Below are 15,400 nucleotides of genomic sequence, written 5' to 3'. Positions count from 1 at the left end.
TACGTTAGAAAAAACGTCCCAGAGGAACATAAGCATGCACATGATGAAATAATCTCACTTCGAAATGAACGCTATGCACACCACGGAGATCATGAGTCGTGCGGTGTAGGGTCAGGACCCTAGCTAAAGCGGATGCGGTGCATGAGCTTTGACCAAGGCGGCAGGACGTAAGCTTCAAGCGACAGGCAGCCAAGTGCCTCCGGTTTTCCATATTTATCTAATTACTGCTATGTATGAATTCATCAAAGAATGAGGACATGATGAATTCACTAACCAGAATAACACGTGGGATAGGCGTCGCTCTCAAAGACGGTAGAGTGAAAGGCATTCTTGCCTTCACAGTTGGAATGATTTTATGGGCCTCGGTCTTTTACCACTTTGTCGAAGGTTGGAGTTGGCTCGACTCAATCTACTTTTCTGTCGTGACCATTTCGACCGTGGGGTTTGGTGACTTCTCACCTGAAACCGCGGCAGGGAAGATCTTCACAATGATTTACATCGTCGTGGGCCTCGGTGTCTTCGTGACCGCGGCGACCACAGTGGCGGATACAATCTTGTCCCAGGACGACAAAAAAGCGGACAAGTAGATTATCCCAATTTGACCAAATCGAGTTCATGCCCAGGCATTGGTTTGACTGGGCCCCTCAAGCTGTGGCTCGGATTCATTTGTGTCTTCAAACTGATAGACGATCACTAAAATTCAAAAAAATATACATATTATGTTTTTTGAGTGTAACATTCGAAAAACACATGGAGGGATGGAATGGAAAAGACACAGGACGCAAAGATTGTCGATCTAGCGATACGATTGCTGTTTCTCGGACTATTCCTCTACAGCGCCCTGGTCATGGTGGCCCCGCTTGCGAGCGTGGTTATCTGGGCAACGATCCTCTGTGTGGCGCTATATCCGGCATTTGATTGGCTTCAGTCCAAGCTGGGAGGGCGGAAAAAACTTGCCACGACGATCTTGGTTTTGCTGGGCCTTGTTCTGACCCTCGGGCCAGTCGCTACCGCGGTGTCTGGTGCCGCAGAACTTGGGTCTGAATTCGCGGAACAAGCAGACAAAGGTGACTTGAAAGTCCCACCTGCGCCAGAGGGTCTCAAGGAGTTGCCCTTGGTGGGAGACAAAATAGCCGATGTCTGGGGAATGTTTGAGCGCAATCTTGACGGCGCGCTTGCAAAATACGGCACGCAAATCCTTGAGATCACCAAGTCGCTCTTCGGAAAGGTGCTGGGCATCGGAATCGGGCTGCTTGGTTTAGCTCTTTCCGTACTGATTATGGGGGCTTTGTTCAGCCCCGGGCCAAGTTTGGTCCAGGGTCTTCAGCGCTTTGCCAACCGTGTCTTCGCACCACGCGGCGGTGAATTCGTAACGCTGGCAGGCGCAACTATTCGGAACGTTACAAAAGGCGTGATTGGCGTAGCAGCCATTCAGGCGGTCTGCGTTTGGATACTATTGGCTTTGTTTGGGATTTCTTCGGCCGCCACGCTGGCATTTATCTGCCTGATACTCTCGATTATCCAAATCGGGCCCGGATTGGTTCTTATACCGGTAATTATTTACGCATGGAGTTCCATGTCCGGCGGAACTGCTTTGATCTTCACCGTTTTGGCCGTTCCAGTCATGATAATGGACAGTTTCTTAAGACCCGTGTTCATCTCAAAAGGCCTCGAGACTCCTATGTTGGTCATCCTCATCGGTGTTCTCGGCGGTATGATGGCGTACGGTTTGATTGGCGTCTTTATGGGCCCCGTTCTCTTTGCTGTTTTCTATGAGCTATTCAAGGTTTGGATTGATACCTCGCCCGAAGCCGAGGGCACTGCTGAAGGTGCTGCGAAATGAGGAAGACGATATGGACAACCCTGGCTGTCATTCTGATTTTTCTTGTTTGGTACCTGGTCGCTGATCGGAAAACGCCATTTACCGGGAACGCCAGAGTAAAAGCCGTGGCGACCCAGATCGTCCCGCAGGTGACTGGCACTGTGACTGAAGTTTTGGTCGAAAACGGTGAGGTTGTCTCGGCCGGAGATGTCCTTGTCCGGATCGACGCGCGACCCTACGAGATTCAGCGCGACAAGGCGGAAGCTGATCTCGAGGCCGCCACTCAAGAGGTGGGTGCATCTTCGGCAGAGGTAAGAGCGGCACAGGCCAAACTCGCAAGGGCGCAAAGCGATCTGGATACAATGCGCATTCAGACGGAACGCGTATTTGCGCTCGAAAAGAAAGGGTTGATCGCCGTCACTAAGGCCGATGATGCGCGAGGGCAACTGGCAGAGTCCGAGGCAAACTATGAGAACGCAAAAGCGGATCTGGAAAAAGCAAAACAGAGGCTTGGTGACGATGGGATTGAAAACCCGAAAATCCAGCGTGCGTTGGCGGCCTTGGCGGATGCAGAACTGAACCTGGAATGGACTGAACTGCGTGCTCCGGCGACAGGCGTGATCTCTAATCTGTTGATAGCGCCTGGAACGTATGCGCGATCCGGTCAGGATCTGTTGACATTTCTGGACGCGACTGACGTCTGGATCGAGGCGTATTTTACCGAGAACAACCTAGGAAGAGCTTCGGTAGGGTCTCCGGTTGATGTGGTTTTGGATATGCATCCCGGTCAGATTGTTCCTGGCGTCATTGAGAGCTTTAGCGCGGCCGTTTCCCTAAGTGGCGGTGATGTGCCCGGGCAACTGGCGAGTCCGCCCAGTACCAAAGGTTTCTTGAGGGAGCCGGAAAGGTTCCCAGTCAGGATCGTATTGCCGGGCTATGAAGCTGGAAGTGCCGAAGATGATCTTCGCTTTCAGTTGAATGGTCAGGCCGATGTGATCATGTATCTAAGTGACAACTCGTTGCTGAACTTGGTAGGCCGCACCTACATCCGCGTGGTTTCAATACTGTCCTATGCGTATTGAGGACCAACGCTCTGTCGCCCGGCTTGCGGTGGGTGTTACCGGCGTCTTTTCCTTGGGCTTGTTTCTTGGCTGGCCACTCGCCGTCGTTGGGGCGGTGTTCGCCGCACTGTTTTTGCAGGCGCCCGCCGCATTGCCTCTGGCAGCATTTGCTAAGCTGTTTGTTTTTTCGATTGGATTGATGTTCATTTCGTTCCTGGTGTCGTCAATCTTCTCACCATATCCTCTTGTTTTTCTCATTCTGGTGGCCATTGGAATAATCCTATCTTTCATGTGGTCAGTTTCTGGCGCCGGAGTTTTACCAGGTGTCATCGCTCTCATGGGAGCATTGATGATCCCAAACTTGGTTCTGCAATCCCAGGATCTGGCCTTGGTGCTTGTGTACTGGATACCTTTGAATCTGCTGTTTGCGGGCTTCGTATCGACGCTAATGTTCGTGCTGATCCCCGCCGAACCTCAATCAGCGGCCCAGAAGAAGGCCGCATCGTCGTCGAACTTCGACCCACATCGCCGAATAGTCAGGATGTCGCTTGTAACAGTGCCGTTTGCCTTGGCGTTTTTTGTTTCCGGCGCATCTGCATTACTAGTTTTGTTTTTTGTCGCCCTGCTGAGCCAGCAACTCGCGGCAATGCCCGCTGCAGGCAAAACAGTTGCAAAAGCTATGCTGACGGCAAACCTTCTTGGGGCGGCAGTATCCATCATTTGTTATGAGATAAACGTAATAGCTCCGGTTATTCTCACCCCCATTTTGCTGTGTTTTTTCTTTTGCCTAACACTCGGAGCACTTGGAAAGTCAAAAGTCCCGCTCGCCGCCGCCGCCGGTTCCGCTATTACAACGGCTCTGATTGTATATGGCGGGTCGGTTGCACCGTTTTCAGACGAGGCTGACGTCAAGAGCATCACTCGCGTATTGCAAGTTGCCAGCGCCGCTTTTTTTGTAATCATCGCATATGTTGTGGTGGATGAGTTTTGGCCGGAGAAAGAGCGCCAAGCGGCTCAATGAAGTTAGTTGCGATGTGGCATGGTTCTGAAAGAGATAGAATTTCTAGTGTCAGGACCCATTGATTTCTGCGGGGTTGCGTGATTCACGGTTCGAAAAACGAGCGGCGAACATGTCTGATCTGTTTTGGTTGACCGACGCCCAGATGGCGCGTCTTGAGCCCTTCTTCCCAAAGTCTCACGGCAAACCCCGCGTCGATGACCGGCGGGTGTTGAGCGGGATAGTCTTCATTAATCGCAATGGCTTGCGCTGGCGCGATGCGCCGAAGGAATACGGCCCGCACAAGACGCTCTACAACCGCTGGAAACGTTGGAGCGGCAAGGGCAACTTCGCCCGGATGATGGCCGGATTGGCCGCTGAGCACGGCGAAGATAAGACCGTGATGATAGATGCGACCTACCTGAAGGCGCACCGCACAGCGACCAGTTTGGGCGTCAAAAAGGGGGGCGTGGACGCCTGATCGGTCGGACCAAGGGTGGCATGAACACGAAGCTGCACGCTATCTGCGACAGCAAGGGACGCCCACTCAACTTGTTTGTGACGGCCGGGCAGGTCAGCGATTATATCGACGCACGGGCATTGTTGAGCAGCCTGCCAGATGTCGAATGGCTGCTTGGGGATCGCGGATATGATGCTGATTGGTTCCGGGAAGCGTTGAAAGACAAAGGTATACGCACGTGCATCCCGGGCCGGAAGCACCGGAAGAAAGCGGTGAAGTACGACAAGCGCCACTACAAACGTCGCAATCGGATCGAGATCATGTTCGGAAGGCTGAAAGATTGGCGGCAAGTGGCAACCCGATACGACAGGTGCCCAAACGTCTTCCTCTCAGCCATCGCACTGGCGGCTACCGTCATCTATTGGCTATGAGTCCTGACCCTAAGTACTATTAGTGCCAACCAAAAAATCGATTGGCACTTGTTCGTTAGAACTTTCCTTGGCCTCTTCAGGCACCAACATTCACAACCATTTTGCCAAAATTCTCCCCGCGAAGTAGCTGGTTCAGGGCTTCTGGTGCAGCCTCCAACCCATCCACCATGTGCTCGCGGTACTTAACCGCACCATCCTGAATCCAGCTTGTCATATCGCGTGTGAACTCTTGGTAAAGCGATATTGGAAAGCTGTCGAAAATGATGAAACCCTGTGCTTTCACCTTCTGCCTCAGCAAGGTGCCCATTATTGCTGGTCCCATATCGGGACCTTTGGGTAGATCCGTCAAATTGTACCACGAAATCACGCCGCAGATTGGCATACGGGCAAAGGGGTTGAGCAAGGGTAAAACAGCATAAAGCACCTTGCCACCAACATTCTCGAAGTAGACATCGATCCCATCGGGGCATGCTGCGCGCAGCTGGTCGGCAAAATCGGCGGTCTTATGATCAATACAGGCGTCGAAACCGAGGTTTTCGACCACATGGGCACACTTTTCGGCCCCACCAGCAATCCCGACAACTCGGCAACCCTTGAGTTTGGCAATCTGACCCACGGTGGCTCCAACAGGGCCGGAGGCTGCGGCAACAACAACGGTTTCGCCGGGTTTTGGTTCGCCTATCTGCAATAACCCTGCATAGGCAGTATAGCCAGGCATCCCAAGTATCCCAAGAGCCCAAGACGGGTTTTGGGGAGATTTACCCATGTTGATGACCTCGTGACCATCGGAGATTGCATAATCTTGCCACCCACTGTTTGAGAGGACAAAGTCGCCAACTTCGAAACCATCGAGATTTGCAGCAATGACTTCCCCTACAACTTGTCCCGTCATCACTTCTCCTATTGCTACGGGTTCGGCATAGGATTTAGCGTCGTTCATCCGCCCACGCATGTAGGGGTCGAGCGACAGGTAATGTGAGCGGACCAGCATTTCACCTGCGCCCGGCGTAGGGATATCTGCGGTTTCCAAACGGAGCGTACTGGCGTCGGGCTCGCCACTGGGGCGCTCATTCAATACGATCCGGCGATTAGTATCAGTGGTCTGGGTCATTTAGTGCTCTTTCCTTATACGTGTCGGTTTGAGGGAAGCGGAGGTATTCTTTGCGAAGAGTACGTATCAGTTTCAGGTTCCCGGCGCTGGATCGACAGAACGTTCAGTTTCCCTTGAGCACGAGCTCATCAACTTCCTTACGCCAATGGACGGAAGGGCATCAACACATGCGTGGTTCCTCAAGTTCAATTGTAAAATTTTCTCACCATGGCTTGCAAGGAAACGCACAATTTCCGAACAGTGGGTAAGCCCATGCGCCATTCACACCAGTTGCGATGACATTGACAACGATTCCAAGAAGTGACGCATACTCAAGATGCGGGTTTGGGAGTGCCAGCACAGCTTCTCTGATGATCAAGAATGCCGCCAGCACAATCAGTACGCCCTCGGCGACGGCGGAAAGATACTCGGCCTTTTTGTGACCAAAGAGGTGTTTTTCGTCAGGGGGTATATTGGAAATCCGAACTGCAAAATACGCCAGCAGCGCTGCAACGACGTTTACAGTTGATTCCATTGCGTCTGACAACAACGCCACCGAGCCCGTCAGCTACCAGGTCAGCAGTTACAGGGCCAGTACCACAATGGATATTGGAATGGACCAAAGAGCGATTTTTTTGTGTCATTTGGCCACGACCCTTTGTCAATCATGATCAGAAACTCGGGTGACTGGTGAACTCCGGTGTTCAGCACGTAAAACAGGTGTTTGGTGAAAAGGGAATATGCCCCGCGGCTTCCTAACAGCGACCGACGACAGCCTCTGGTCCCCCTGCATGGCGCCAACGACGTTACTCTGATGGAAGCCTCGTCGACGAAACAGGAACAGTTTTGAGATACGCGGCAATCGCCAAACGGTCCTCATCTGTAAGGCGAGACGTGTTCTCGATGACCTCCACCATTTCTCCACCAGCACTGTCATAATCCGGCGTGAAGCCAGATTTGAGGTACTCGGCAATGTCAGCCTCGGACCAATCAAGCTGGTCTGAAGTAAGGCCGGGGATTCGACCTTTCCCGTTTGGATTTGGAGCGCCCGTCAGCCAAAGGTCTCGTTTTATACCACCTAGACCATTTCGCGGGGTATGGCATTCAGCGCAATGACCCAGCGCCTCGACTAAATACCTGCCATGTCTTTGTTGGTCGGTCAAATCACTTTCGACTACCCAACCTGGCGTCATGAACAACAGTTTCCATCCCCCCAATCCACGACGAACATTGAAAGGAAAACCTACCTCATGCGGAACGCTTGCAGTTGTGGCTGCTGGCAGAGTGCCGAGGAATGCGTGAAGCGAAACGACGTCGTGTGCTGACATGTTGGCGTAAGATGTATAGGGAAACGCTGGAAAATAGTGCTGCCCTTCGGGTCCGGTCCCCTGGATCAAGGCGTTGGCCAGATCCAGGGCAGACCAGGACCCAATGCCGACTTCTGGGTCACTGGAAATGTTGGGGGCAGTGAACGTGCCGAAATCCGTCTCAAACCGGCGACCACCGGAGAGCATGAGCTTGTCCTCGCCAACTGCATCAGGCGCTGCATGACAGGATGCGCATCCTGCCGCGTAGAACACGATTTCACCTCTGGCGTGATCTGGGTTCAAACCGTCGAGTTGAGACGGCTCCACTCTTTGTGGTCGGGTCAGAACCAAACCGGCCAACCCAACCAAAAGTGCAACGAAAGCGGTAAATAGGAAAATCCGCTTCACAGCTATCTGCCGATTAGTCTTTCGGTGCTCTGTAAGCTTTGTGACACGCCGAACAGCTTCCACCCAGATCGCCCATGGCCGCTTTCAGGGCATCAACATCTTGGCCAGCCGCAGCCTGCATCGCAATAGCGGCATCTGCCATGGCCTGCCCTTTCGCACCAACGTCAGGGAAGTTTTCCCAGATTGCCGACAGCGCTCGGGTGGACGGATCGGACACATTGTCAGATCCCTGGGGCCACATCGCGGATTGGTCGATCTGCGTTAGCACAACAAGGTTGTTTGCAGCCCGTGTTGCGGCTTCGGCATCATAGTCCACTTCGCCTTTGGCCATGCCGCCAAGTGTACCAAGATTGAAGGCATAGAGTTGCATGATTGAGGTTCGAGCTTTCACAGCCGGGTTTTCACTTTCGTGGGCGATGGCTGTGCCAATGGCGACCAATGACAAAAGACCTGCCGCGAAGATTGAGAACTTCTTCATCATGATGTGTCTCCCTGTTCAATGCTCCGAATGTTAGCTTGAACGAATTTTCTTGTAATTGTTTGTTATTGGTCGTCACTTGTTAATTTATGAACAATGAAAACTGGGATGACATTCGGTACGCACTAGCCGTAAGCAAATACGGTTCGTTGAACGCGGCGGCGGCGGCGATGGGCGTCACGCACGCCACAGTCTTGCGCAGGGTGGCCGCATTCGAAGAACGCAATAGTTGCGTGGTTTTTCAGAAAAGTTCGTCAGGATATTCCGTTCTCCCCGAAGCCAGTGCGATCTTTTCAGCCATGGAAAGCGTTGAAGAAGCGGTGCTTTCGGTGGAGCGGGCGGTTGTCGGAGCAAATCGCTCGCCAATGGGTCACGTGCGCATTACATCGACTGATAGTCTTTGTCAGATTGTTCTCCCAAGAATACTCAACAAAATCTCACTCCTTTACCCAGGTTTGAACCTGACTCTGCTAAGCCAGAACAGCCACCATGATCTTTCCCGACTGACAGCAGACATTGCTGTGCGCCCTTCGATAAAGCTCGGGGAAGGGTTAATCGGAGAGCGTGCAGGAACGCTGTCCTTCGGTGTCTATGACGATGGTAGCCCCAATCGCAAGTGGATGAGGCTAGACGGAGCGTTGAGTCGTTCACTTCCTGCCAAATGGCTGGCGCAGAATGTAAGCGCCGACGAAATGACCAATGGAGCAGACAGTTTTCTGGTGCTACAGCAGATGGCGGCCTCGGGAGCTGGTAAAACCTTTTTGCCGTCATTTTTTGGCGACGTGGATACCCGCCTTAAGCGGTCGAAGGACGTGAATCCTAAGTTCGAGGTTCCGCTGTGGGTCGCAACGTTAGAAGAAATCTCGCAAACTCCAAGGTTTGCCTTAGTTCAGAAGGCACTAGTCGAACGCATATCGGAAGCGCTTGCTAAGTGATTTTATGCAACTGAGACTTTCGAGTTCTTAAATTTTTGACTTTCCAAGTTTGCAATGTCCAGTCGGAAACGTTCGCATTGGGCTGCTCCAATCAATTATGATTGCTGCGGAGAACGGCAAAACTGAGCCCAGACTGCACACGAGAAGAATCTAAGGCGATCCGGCTTGAATTGATCAATTCACAAGTTTCTAATCTTCGGGAAATTGGGAGATTTGCGAGAATGAGTGTCTTCCGCAGTTTTGCCGCGCCATGTGGCGCAACAGTCTTTCAACCAGGTCAAGCATGTCCAGGCTTCATCATTCTGTCAGAGGGATCAAGTCGTGTAACGCTTACAGGCCCGAGCGGACGCGAAGTGGTCCTATATCGTGTCACGCCGGCCGACGTATGCCTCTAGATTTTATCATGCCTGATAAGGGACGAGGCCTACGGTGCCGAAGGTGTTGCAGAGACCGACTTGACCGGGCAAATCGTGCTAGCTCACGAGTTTCGAAAGAAGCTCGCCGAGGACGCTGAGTTCCGAGTTATGATTATGTTGTCCGTTTCCTCGCGGTTTTCGGAACAACAGCAGTTGATTGAAGATGTGGCGCTTACGAACTTCGATGCGTGACTCGCCAAGGCCTTGATAAGGCTTGCGTCTTCAGGCAGCAGGGTGAAGGCAACCCACTCCGTACTCACAAGCGAAACAGCCTCAGGCCGCGCCTACGTGTCCCGCAGATTGGCGGAGTTCGCGAAGAAAGGCTGGGTAAAGCAGCATGAGGACGGCATCGCCATACTTGATCGCAAGGAACTGGAACATGTTGCCGCAGGTTAGCGGTGACTCTGTCACCGTCTGTCGGCGACGTAAAAGGTTAGAATTGGGCATCAATCAACCAAGGAGGATTTAATGATGTCCAGAAATGAAGGAACACTTGGTCGCGCACGCGTATCATTCTTGACCTTGTGTTGCTGTCTTTGACCTTTGTCGGCTCTCAGACGATGTGGGGCTTATTGGCATCATCCCGCTCATCACAGGTCTAGTTGGCGTTGGCCCGATCTACTCCGCGCTAAGGATCAAGACGTGCAGCGTGAACCTGCCTGGCGCAACGGCATTGCTGCGTTGGCGCAAGGCCGCAATGAGTCAAAAACCGACAAGATGGTGCATGCTGTTCGAATAACAGTGAAGCGCAGTAACCGGGCTTTGCAAAGTTCGCCCTGTGACATGCGCCCGTTATTCTATATCTTGCTACGATTCCGCAGTCGCGGCCAACACGCACACTGTTCCCCGTACGAGAAGTGTCGAAGTCGTTCGAATTCCCATTCTTCTCAAATGAGTTGTACTTCGATTGCCCGAAGCTAGGGACTGGTCTCGGCTATTTATGTTTGTGTCTTTCCTGAAATTAGAATCCGGCAAGCCAAGCCGCCGAGGCTAGAGGATGTATCCAGTGTTAGCTTGCAGCCGTAAGCGTTCAACAAGTCAACTGTTATGGCCAAACCTAAACCGGTTCCTCGAACAGAAGTGTCCAGCCGCCCTCCGGAATGCAGTACCCCTTCACGTGCATCTTCTGGAATTCCAGGTCCGTCATCCTCAATGCAAATCTCAATACCGCCCGCAACACGTTTGGCAGCTATGTGAATTCTTGTCCGACACCATTTCAGAGCGTTGTCGAGGAGGTTTCCAATCACTTCTTCGATGTCTTGAGCGTCCATTCGGACCTGAAGTCCGCTCTCGCATTCTGTCGTTAAAGATTTTCCTTCACGCTCTGCCGTGACCGAGAACAATCTGGATAGCCTATTAACCGAATGAGTAAGATCAGTTCGAGAGTATGTAAGTTCAGCGGTGTTTGACGCACGCATGCGTGCAAGGGAGCGCTTGAGCTGAGCATCGATCCTGTTCAACGCGTCGTCGGCAGGTTCGGTATCTGCTCCGTTGTCCGACAAAGCTGCCAGTTCGTTTCGGAGGATCGCAGTCGGGGTTTTTAGCGCATGCGCCAAATCAGCCGCTTGCCGTCGAGAACCAGATACAATCTCGCGGTTTCTGTGCAGCAATTGATTGAGGTCCTCGACAAGTGGCGAAACTTCTTCCGGATAGCCCTCCGGCTTAAGATCGTCTCCCTTGTCCCAGCGATGCGCCACATCTGCGCGCAGCTTCCTGAGAGGACCGACAATTGCAGACATCAACATCAATGAACCAGCAACTCCGATCAAGCCAACCAATCCAAAAACCGGCAGCAAGTTGTCCTGCGCGGCCCGGCGTTCGCTGATCAGCTCTCCTCTGCTTTCAGCGACAGTCACGCCCCATTCGGTTCCGTCTTCGAACGTGATCTTCTGAAACACACTTCGCACGGCCTCATTATCCGGGCCAGCGGTGTTCCAGACGACTGCCTCTTCCCTCAAGCCAGCAGGTTCGGAAATTGTTTCGTCAAAGAGCGATGCGGACGTAAATATGGCGCCGCTGCCATCCGTCACTTGCCAATACCTGCCGGAGTACGGCGTTCCGTAGGCCGGGTCGAACATGAGATCACGCAGAGCCTCAGGGTCGTCTGTGGTTGCGCTCAGGCCGACAATAAGTTGCGTGTGCCTGTCGCGCAGCGTCTCATCAAACTGTTCCAGGACGCGGGTATTGATGTAGGAAAACACAACGAGCGTTCCGACACCCACAGAAAGGGCGCCAGTCGCGAGGCCGCCAAGCAACGCGCGTTGGCGAAGCGACAACATCAGGCGGTATCGATCATATAGCCGCGCCCTCTGACAGTCGTAATAAGTTCAGAGCCTAGTTTTTTACGCAGCCGGGTTATGAAAACAGCAATGGTGTTGGAATCCCGATCGCCGTCGTATTCGTAAATGTGTTCTGACAACTCGGTGCGCGAAACCATGCGTCCCATGTTGTGAGCAAGGTAGGTAAGAACGGCGATCTCTTGCGCGGTCAGAACCACAGGAATTCCACCAACACTGACGCGCCCGTTTCGTGTGTCGAGCGAGACATCCCCCATTTCGATCACAGGGTTCAACTGACCGCTTTGTCTGCGCAGGATTGCACGCACACGTGCTGCCAACTCGGGCATGTGGAACGGCTTGGTCATGTAGTCATCAGCGCCGGCATCCAGGCCATCCACGCGCTCGCTCCACCCGTCGCGAGCCGTCAGGATCAAAACAGGCGTCTTAACGCCTGCACTACGCCATTCACGCAAGACAGAAATACCGTCGCGTTCTGGCAACCCGATGTCGAGGATGATTATGTCGTAAGGTTCTGTCGCACCCAGGTGCAGGGCGTCTGTACCATTGTTGGCCACATCTACAACACGGCCTTCCGCAATTAGAAGTTTTTTAACCTGCTCGCATAGTTGCGGTTCATCTTCAGCCAGAAGTACTCTCATATTCAAAAGCTACAGTCGCAACGGCATTAGTTTAAGCACTATTTTTAACGATCGCCTTTGCCGTTCCCGCCAGAATTCCCACCGCCGTTGCCATTGCCACCTGCGTTACCACCGCCGTTCCCATTGCCGCCGCCGTTACCGTTGCCGCCACCGTTGCCATTGCCGCCGCCGTTACCGTTGCCGCCACCGTTGCCATTGCCACCGGCGTTGCCATTGCCGCCGCCGTTGCCTCCAGCATTGCCATTGCCGCCGCCGTTGCCTCCAGCATTGCCGTTGTCGCCACCGTTACCATTGCCTCCAGCATTCCCGTTGCCACCAGCGTTGCCACCTCCGTTGCCATTGTTTCCACGGCTCGTAGAAGTATTGCGACTGTTGCTGACGTCAGCAGGTGTCGAACGCGCTGCTTTCGATATTTGTCGACCAACACTGGATCGATTGGAAACGACCGTTCCGGTCTGGGCATTCACAATTACACTGACAATTTTTCCATCGGGCTTTTTGACAAGAATGCGATAGTAAATTTGATCAGCCTGAAACGCGCGCGCATCAACGGGGGTGCCACCAAAGGCTTTCTCGACGCCTTTGATAACCCGTTTCAAACGGATGGTGCCGCCGGTCAAGGTCGCCTTGCGCAGTTCACCTTGCATGAGCTCGCGCGTCTGGGCAGCCGCTTCCCCAATGGGCAAAGCAACCAGCAAACTTGCAACAATCAAGATCACCTTCGCACGCATGAACGTCCTCGTATTTCGCGGCTAGAGGCTACGTCTTTCGACATGAACCGATGATGAACAAGCAGTTAGCCCTGCGTTCAAGCACCCTCAAGTTAAATGGAAACGAACTTTGAAGATTCGTACGTGAATCGAGACTTTGGAACACAGAGAGCCGATTTAAAGAATTAACGTCCGCTGATTTCCACTGAGGAGGCTGTTATGAAAACCACCAATTTTGGACTGTTAAAAGCATCAACCTTGGCAATCGCGTTGCTGGGATCAACTGCCATCGTGGCCACCATCGCCGCGCCGGATGTAGCCTTTGCTAAGGAAGGTAAAGGCAATGGCGGAGGAAACGGTAAAGGTGGAGGAAACGGCGGCGGAAAAGGTGACGCTGGCGGAAACGGCAAGGGCGCCGATAATGGAAACGCTGGAGGAAACGGCGGCGGAAAAGGTAATAGCAGCGGCAAAGGGAACTCAGATAAAGGAGACCGTAGCGACCACAGTTCTGCCGGTAACAAAGGCGGAAAGAAAGATGCCGACAAAGGCCGGAGTGGGCGAAGTGCTGGGAAGTCCATTTTTGGAAACTCGAAGTCAAAATCCTCGCGCTCTGCTTCTGGGAATAGCGGTCGTTTTACATTGAAGGATATCTTCAGCGGAAAAGGTAAGACTAGAACGTTTAACACTTCAAAGAAAAACACGACCGCTCATAGCGGTAAGCAAAAGCCAAGGACATATTCGAAATCATCAACAACCGTGGTTGTCGAAGAGTCCATCCGCCCGGCCGTGCGAACCAAAGGGAACAGTATGGCGGCGCTTCTCGGCGCTCACCCGTCCGAATTAGGAGCGCTTAACGCAGCCAATGCCAACGCAACTGCATTAGAAAACGCTGCACCCAATTCCCGTGTCGGTCGAATTGCCAATTACCGAGACACCGTTCTAGCCGGAGAGCCGCTGCGCGAGGAGCTTGCGGAACAATTGGAAGAACTCGCCGGATTGGAACCTCCAGAGCGGACTATTCCGGAGATAGAAGAAGACTTGCGCACAGCTCTGGTCGACGTTCAAGAGAATCAAGAGAGGGTCGAAGACCTTGAACAGGCGCTCGAAGACGCCGGTGGAACGGATCCTGAAATCGAAGAACAGCTCGAAGAAGCACGTGCGGATTTAGACAGTTCGGTCGAAGAAGCACAGGACCTGAACGACGAACGACAAGCTGCTGTTGAATACGAAGAAGCAACCGAAGAAGTGCAAGAACTCGTTGATCTGGTTGATGAACAAGAATTGGCTGAGCGAGAAGCGCTGGAAGCCGCAGCCAACAAACCCGTCACCGACGCAGTTGAAGAAGAGGTGAAAGCGTTGTTGGGTCTGTAACGAAAGATCCCAGCCTCTTCCCGTCAATCAATTCGAAGTGCTGACCACTCACGGAAGCACTCAGCGCCGGGCCAGCCAAATGTTTCCCAAGAGTGAGAAGCGGCTGGCCCGAAGTTCATTGAGTTCGCCAAAGGTTGCGTCAATTTCCCTAGGGCGCACAAAAAGAAACCCCGCCCCAAACCGGAGCAGGATTTAGTTATCAATTCCAATATTTAGGACGAATATCGGGAATTGTTTGAGAGTCTGCTGAACTGTCTTCAGACGTTGTTATGTGCCTCAAAAAGCCGCTTGTTTTTAACGATTTCTGTCAGTGCATTTTCTATAGGAGGGAAGCGACCACTGCTCGACCTTGTTGTGGTTGACAAACGTTCCACGGCAACTTTGCCGGAGGTTTGCATCACAGTTGTTGGGCTGGACTCTTCAGTCACAAAGGCAGACTTAATCATGCGTTTCCCCTTGTCAGCGATCAAACGGTTTACAACTCGTTCGATCCAACATGAGCACTATGCCTCAGTTTGATTGAACACTTTGAGAACACATTGTTCACGTTCGGTTAATGTTGTTCGCGAAATAAAGACAAAGGATTAAGCGGGCGACGAGGTGGACGAAGAGCACCCTAACCTGGCACTTTGGTTGGATCATGCGATCACAATCTCAGCACATGGTCTCAGGTCGTAAGCAATTTATCGTACAGGAAAGCGACTCTTCGCTGATGAACTCGCCATTACCCATTCAAACTCATATCTAGGCTGTTAAGATAGAGAAGGTGCTCGTTAGGAAAAAAATTATTGGAGTTTTGGCGCTGGCACTGACCGCACAAGGTGCGTCACCAGCCAACGCAAATCCCAGTTTGTGGAGCCATAACACAGGGCAAGCTAGTGGAGTTGGCGCTACCCGCCAATCCAAGTGAAATCCAAATCCGGACTTTGTCCACCAGGCTTGGCGAAAAAAGCGGTCCCGTTCGTACCGCCAGGAC

The 15,400-nt window shown here is 52.7% G+C and carries 17 protein-coding genes; 9 read left to right on the top strand and 8 right to left on the bottom strand.

Going from position 1 to position 15,400, the window contains the following annotated elements:
• Nucleotides 1–260 precede the first annotated feature (260 nt).
• The 5 genes from AC2FJF_RS12120 to AC2FJF_RS12100 all read left to right on the top strand — a co-directional run bounded on the left by AC2FJF_RS12120 (nt 261) and on the right by AC2FJF_RS12100 (nt 4,771).
• Nucleotides 261–587 carry a potassium channel family protein gene (locus AC2FJF_RS12120; RefSeq protein ID WP_117870654.1) on the top strand — a complete coding sequence of 109 codons (327 nt, stop codon included), beginning with the start codon at nt 261–263 and terminating at the stop codon, nt 585–587.
• Nucleotides 588–763: 176 nt separating this feature from the next.
• On the top strand, nt 764–1,843 hold the full coding sequence (locus AC2FJF_RS12115; RefSeq protein ID WP_496725630.1) for an AI-2E family transporter: 1,080 nt from the start codon (nt 764–766) through the stop codon (nt 1,841–1,843).
• A complete protein-coding gene (locus AC2FJF_RS12110) occupies nt 1,840–2,904 on the top strand; it encodes an HlyD family secretion protein (protein ID WP_496725629.1) in 1,065 nt (354 codons plus the stop codon). Before AC2FJF_RS12115 ends, AC2FJF_RS12110 begins: the two co-directional genes overlap by 4 nt.
• Nucleotides 2,894–3,904 carry a DUF2955 domain-containing protein gene (locus tag AC2FJF_RS12105; protein WP_496725628.1) on the top strand — a complete coding sequence of 337 codons (1,011 nt, stop codon included), beginning with the start codon at nt 2,894–2,896 and terminating at the stop codon, nt 3,902–3,904. Before AC2FJF_RS12110 ends, AC2FJF_RS12105 begins: the two co-directional genes overlap by 11 nt.
• A 109-nt stretch (nt 3,905–4,013) precedes the next feature.
• Nucleotides 4,014–4,771, top strand: a protein-coding gene (locus AC2FJF_RS12100) for an IS5 family transposase (protein WP_496725627.1) whose coding sequence is annotated in 2 segments (ribosomal slippage) — nt 4,014–4,335 and nt 4,335–4,771 — 759 coding nt in all. Because the reading frame shifts where the segments join, the coding sequence is not laid out codon by codon here.
• A 76-nt stretch (nt 4,772–4,847) separates the two neighbouring features.
• Here the strand turns inward: AC2FJF_RS12100 and curA are convergent.
• The 4 genes from curA to AC2FJF_RS12080 all read right to left on the bottom strand — a co-directional run bounded on the left by curA (nt 4,848) and on the right by AC2FJF_RS12080 (nt 8,057).
• The gene (curA, locus tag AC2FJF_RS12095; RefSeq protein ID WP_496725626.1) at nt 4,848–5,882 is read right to left on the bottom strand and encodes an NADPH-dependent curcumin/dihydrocurcumin reductase; all 1,035 of its coding nucleotides are present in this window, start codon (nt 5,880–5,882) and stop codon (nt 4,848–4,850) included.
• Nucleotides 5,883–6,084: 202 nt separating this feature from the next.
• Nucleotides 6,085–6,417, bottom strand: coding sequence for a cation diffusion facilitator family transporter (locus AC2FJF_RS12090; RefSeq protein ID WP_496725625.1), 333 nt, complete (start codon nt 6,415–6,417; stop codon nt 6,085–6,087).
• 250 nt (nt 6,418–6,667) lie between these two features.
• Complete coding sequence (locus AC2FJF_RS12085) at nt 6,668–7,576, bottom strand: c-type cytochrome (RefSeq protein WP_496725624.1); 909 nt, start codon at nt 7,574–7,576, stop codon at nt 6,668–6,670.
• A 13-nt stretch (nt 7,577–7,589) separates the two neighbouring features.
• Nucleotides 7,590–8,057, bottom strand: a complete 468-nt coding sequence (locus AC2FJF_RS12080; protein WP_496725623.1) for a c-type cytochrome — start codon at nt 8,055–8,057, stop codon at nt 7,590–7,592.
• A gap of 86 nt (nt 8,058–8,143) precedes the next feature.
• On the opposite strand from AC2FJF_RS12080, the gene AC2FJF_RS12075 reads away from it, so the two are divergent.
• From AC2FJF_RS12075 to AC2FJF_RS12065, 3 genes are all read left to right on the top strand, one after another.
• On the top strand, nt 8,144–8,989 hold the full coding sequence (locus AC2FJF_RS12075; RefSeq protein ID WP_496725622.1) for a LysR family transcriptional regulator: 846 nt from the start codon (nt 8,144–8,146) through the stop codon (nt 8,987–8,989).
• A gap of 620 nt (nt 8,990–9,609) precedes the next feature.
• On the top strand, nt 9,610–9,801 hold the full coding sequence (locus tag AC2FJF_RS12070; RefSeq protein WP_496725621.1) for a helix-turn-helix domain-containing protein: 192 nt from the start codon (nt 9,610–9,612) through the stop codon (nt 9,799–9,801).
• Nucleotides 9,802–9,967: 166 nt separating this feature from the next.
• Entirely contained in the window at nt 9,968–10,144 is a 177-nt protein-coding gene (locus tag AC2FJF_RS12065) for a YgaP family membrane protein (RefSeq protein WP_496725620.1), read from the top strand.
• 199 nt (nt 10,145–10,343) lie between these two features.
• Here AC2FJF_RS12065 and AC2FJF_RS12060 read toward each other — a convergent pair whose 3' ends face one another.
• From AC2FJF_RS12060 to AC2FJF_RS12050, 3 genes are read right to left on the bottom strand one after another with little or no spacing between them, the layout of a single operon-like run.
• Nucleotides 10,344–11,684 carry a sensor histidine kinase gene (locus AC2FJF_RS12060; RefSeq protein WP_496725619.1) on the bottom strand — a complete coding sequence of 447 codons (1,341 nt, stop codon included), beginning with the start codon at nt 11,682–11,684 and terminating at the stop codon, nt 10,344–10,346.
• Nucleotides 11,684–12,343 carry a response regulator transcription factor gene (locus AC2FJF_RS12055; protein ID WP_496725618.1) on the bottom strand — a complete coding sequence of 220 codons (660 nt, stop codon included), beginning with the start codon at nt 12,341–12,343 and terminating at the stop codon, nt 11,684–11,686. The genes AC2FJF_RS12060 and AC2FJF_RS12055 overlap by 1 nt, the downstream gene beginning before the upstream one ends.
• 44 nt (nt 12,344–12,387) lie before the next feature.
• Complete coding sequence (locus AC2FJF_RS12050; RefSeq protein WP_496725617.1) at nt 12,388–13,074, bottom strand: PepSY domain-containing protein; 687 nt, start codon at nt 13,072–13,074, stop codon at nt 12,388–12,390.
• Nucleotides 13,075–13,272: 198 nt separating this feature from the next.
• Here AC2FJF_RS12050 and AC2FJF_RS12045 point away from each other — a divergent pair, with 198 nt between their 5' ends.
• Nucleotides 13,273–14,424, top strand: coding sequence for a hypothetical protein (locus AC2FJF_RS12045; RefSeq protein WP_496725616.1), 1,152 nt, complete (start codon nt 13,273–13,275; stop codon nt 14,422–14,424).
• 257 nt (nt 14,425–14,681) lie between these two features.
• Here the strand turns inward: AC2FJF_RS12045 and AC2FJF_RS12040 are convergent, their stop codons facing one another.
• The gene (locus tag AC2FJF_RS12040) at nt 14,682–14,870 is read right to left on the bottom strand and encodes a hypothetical protein (RefSeq protein WP_480794126.1); all 189 of its coding nucleotides are present in this window, start codon (nt 14,868–14,870) and stop codon (nt 14,682–14,684) included.
• Nucleotides 14,871–15,400 lie beyond the last annotated feature (530 nt).

Source organism: Ruegeria sp. CDSB013 (assembly GCF_059611165.1).
This window is presented reverse-complemented; position numbering and strand designations above follow the sequence as displayed.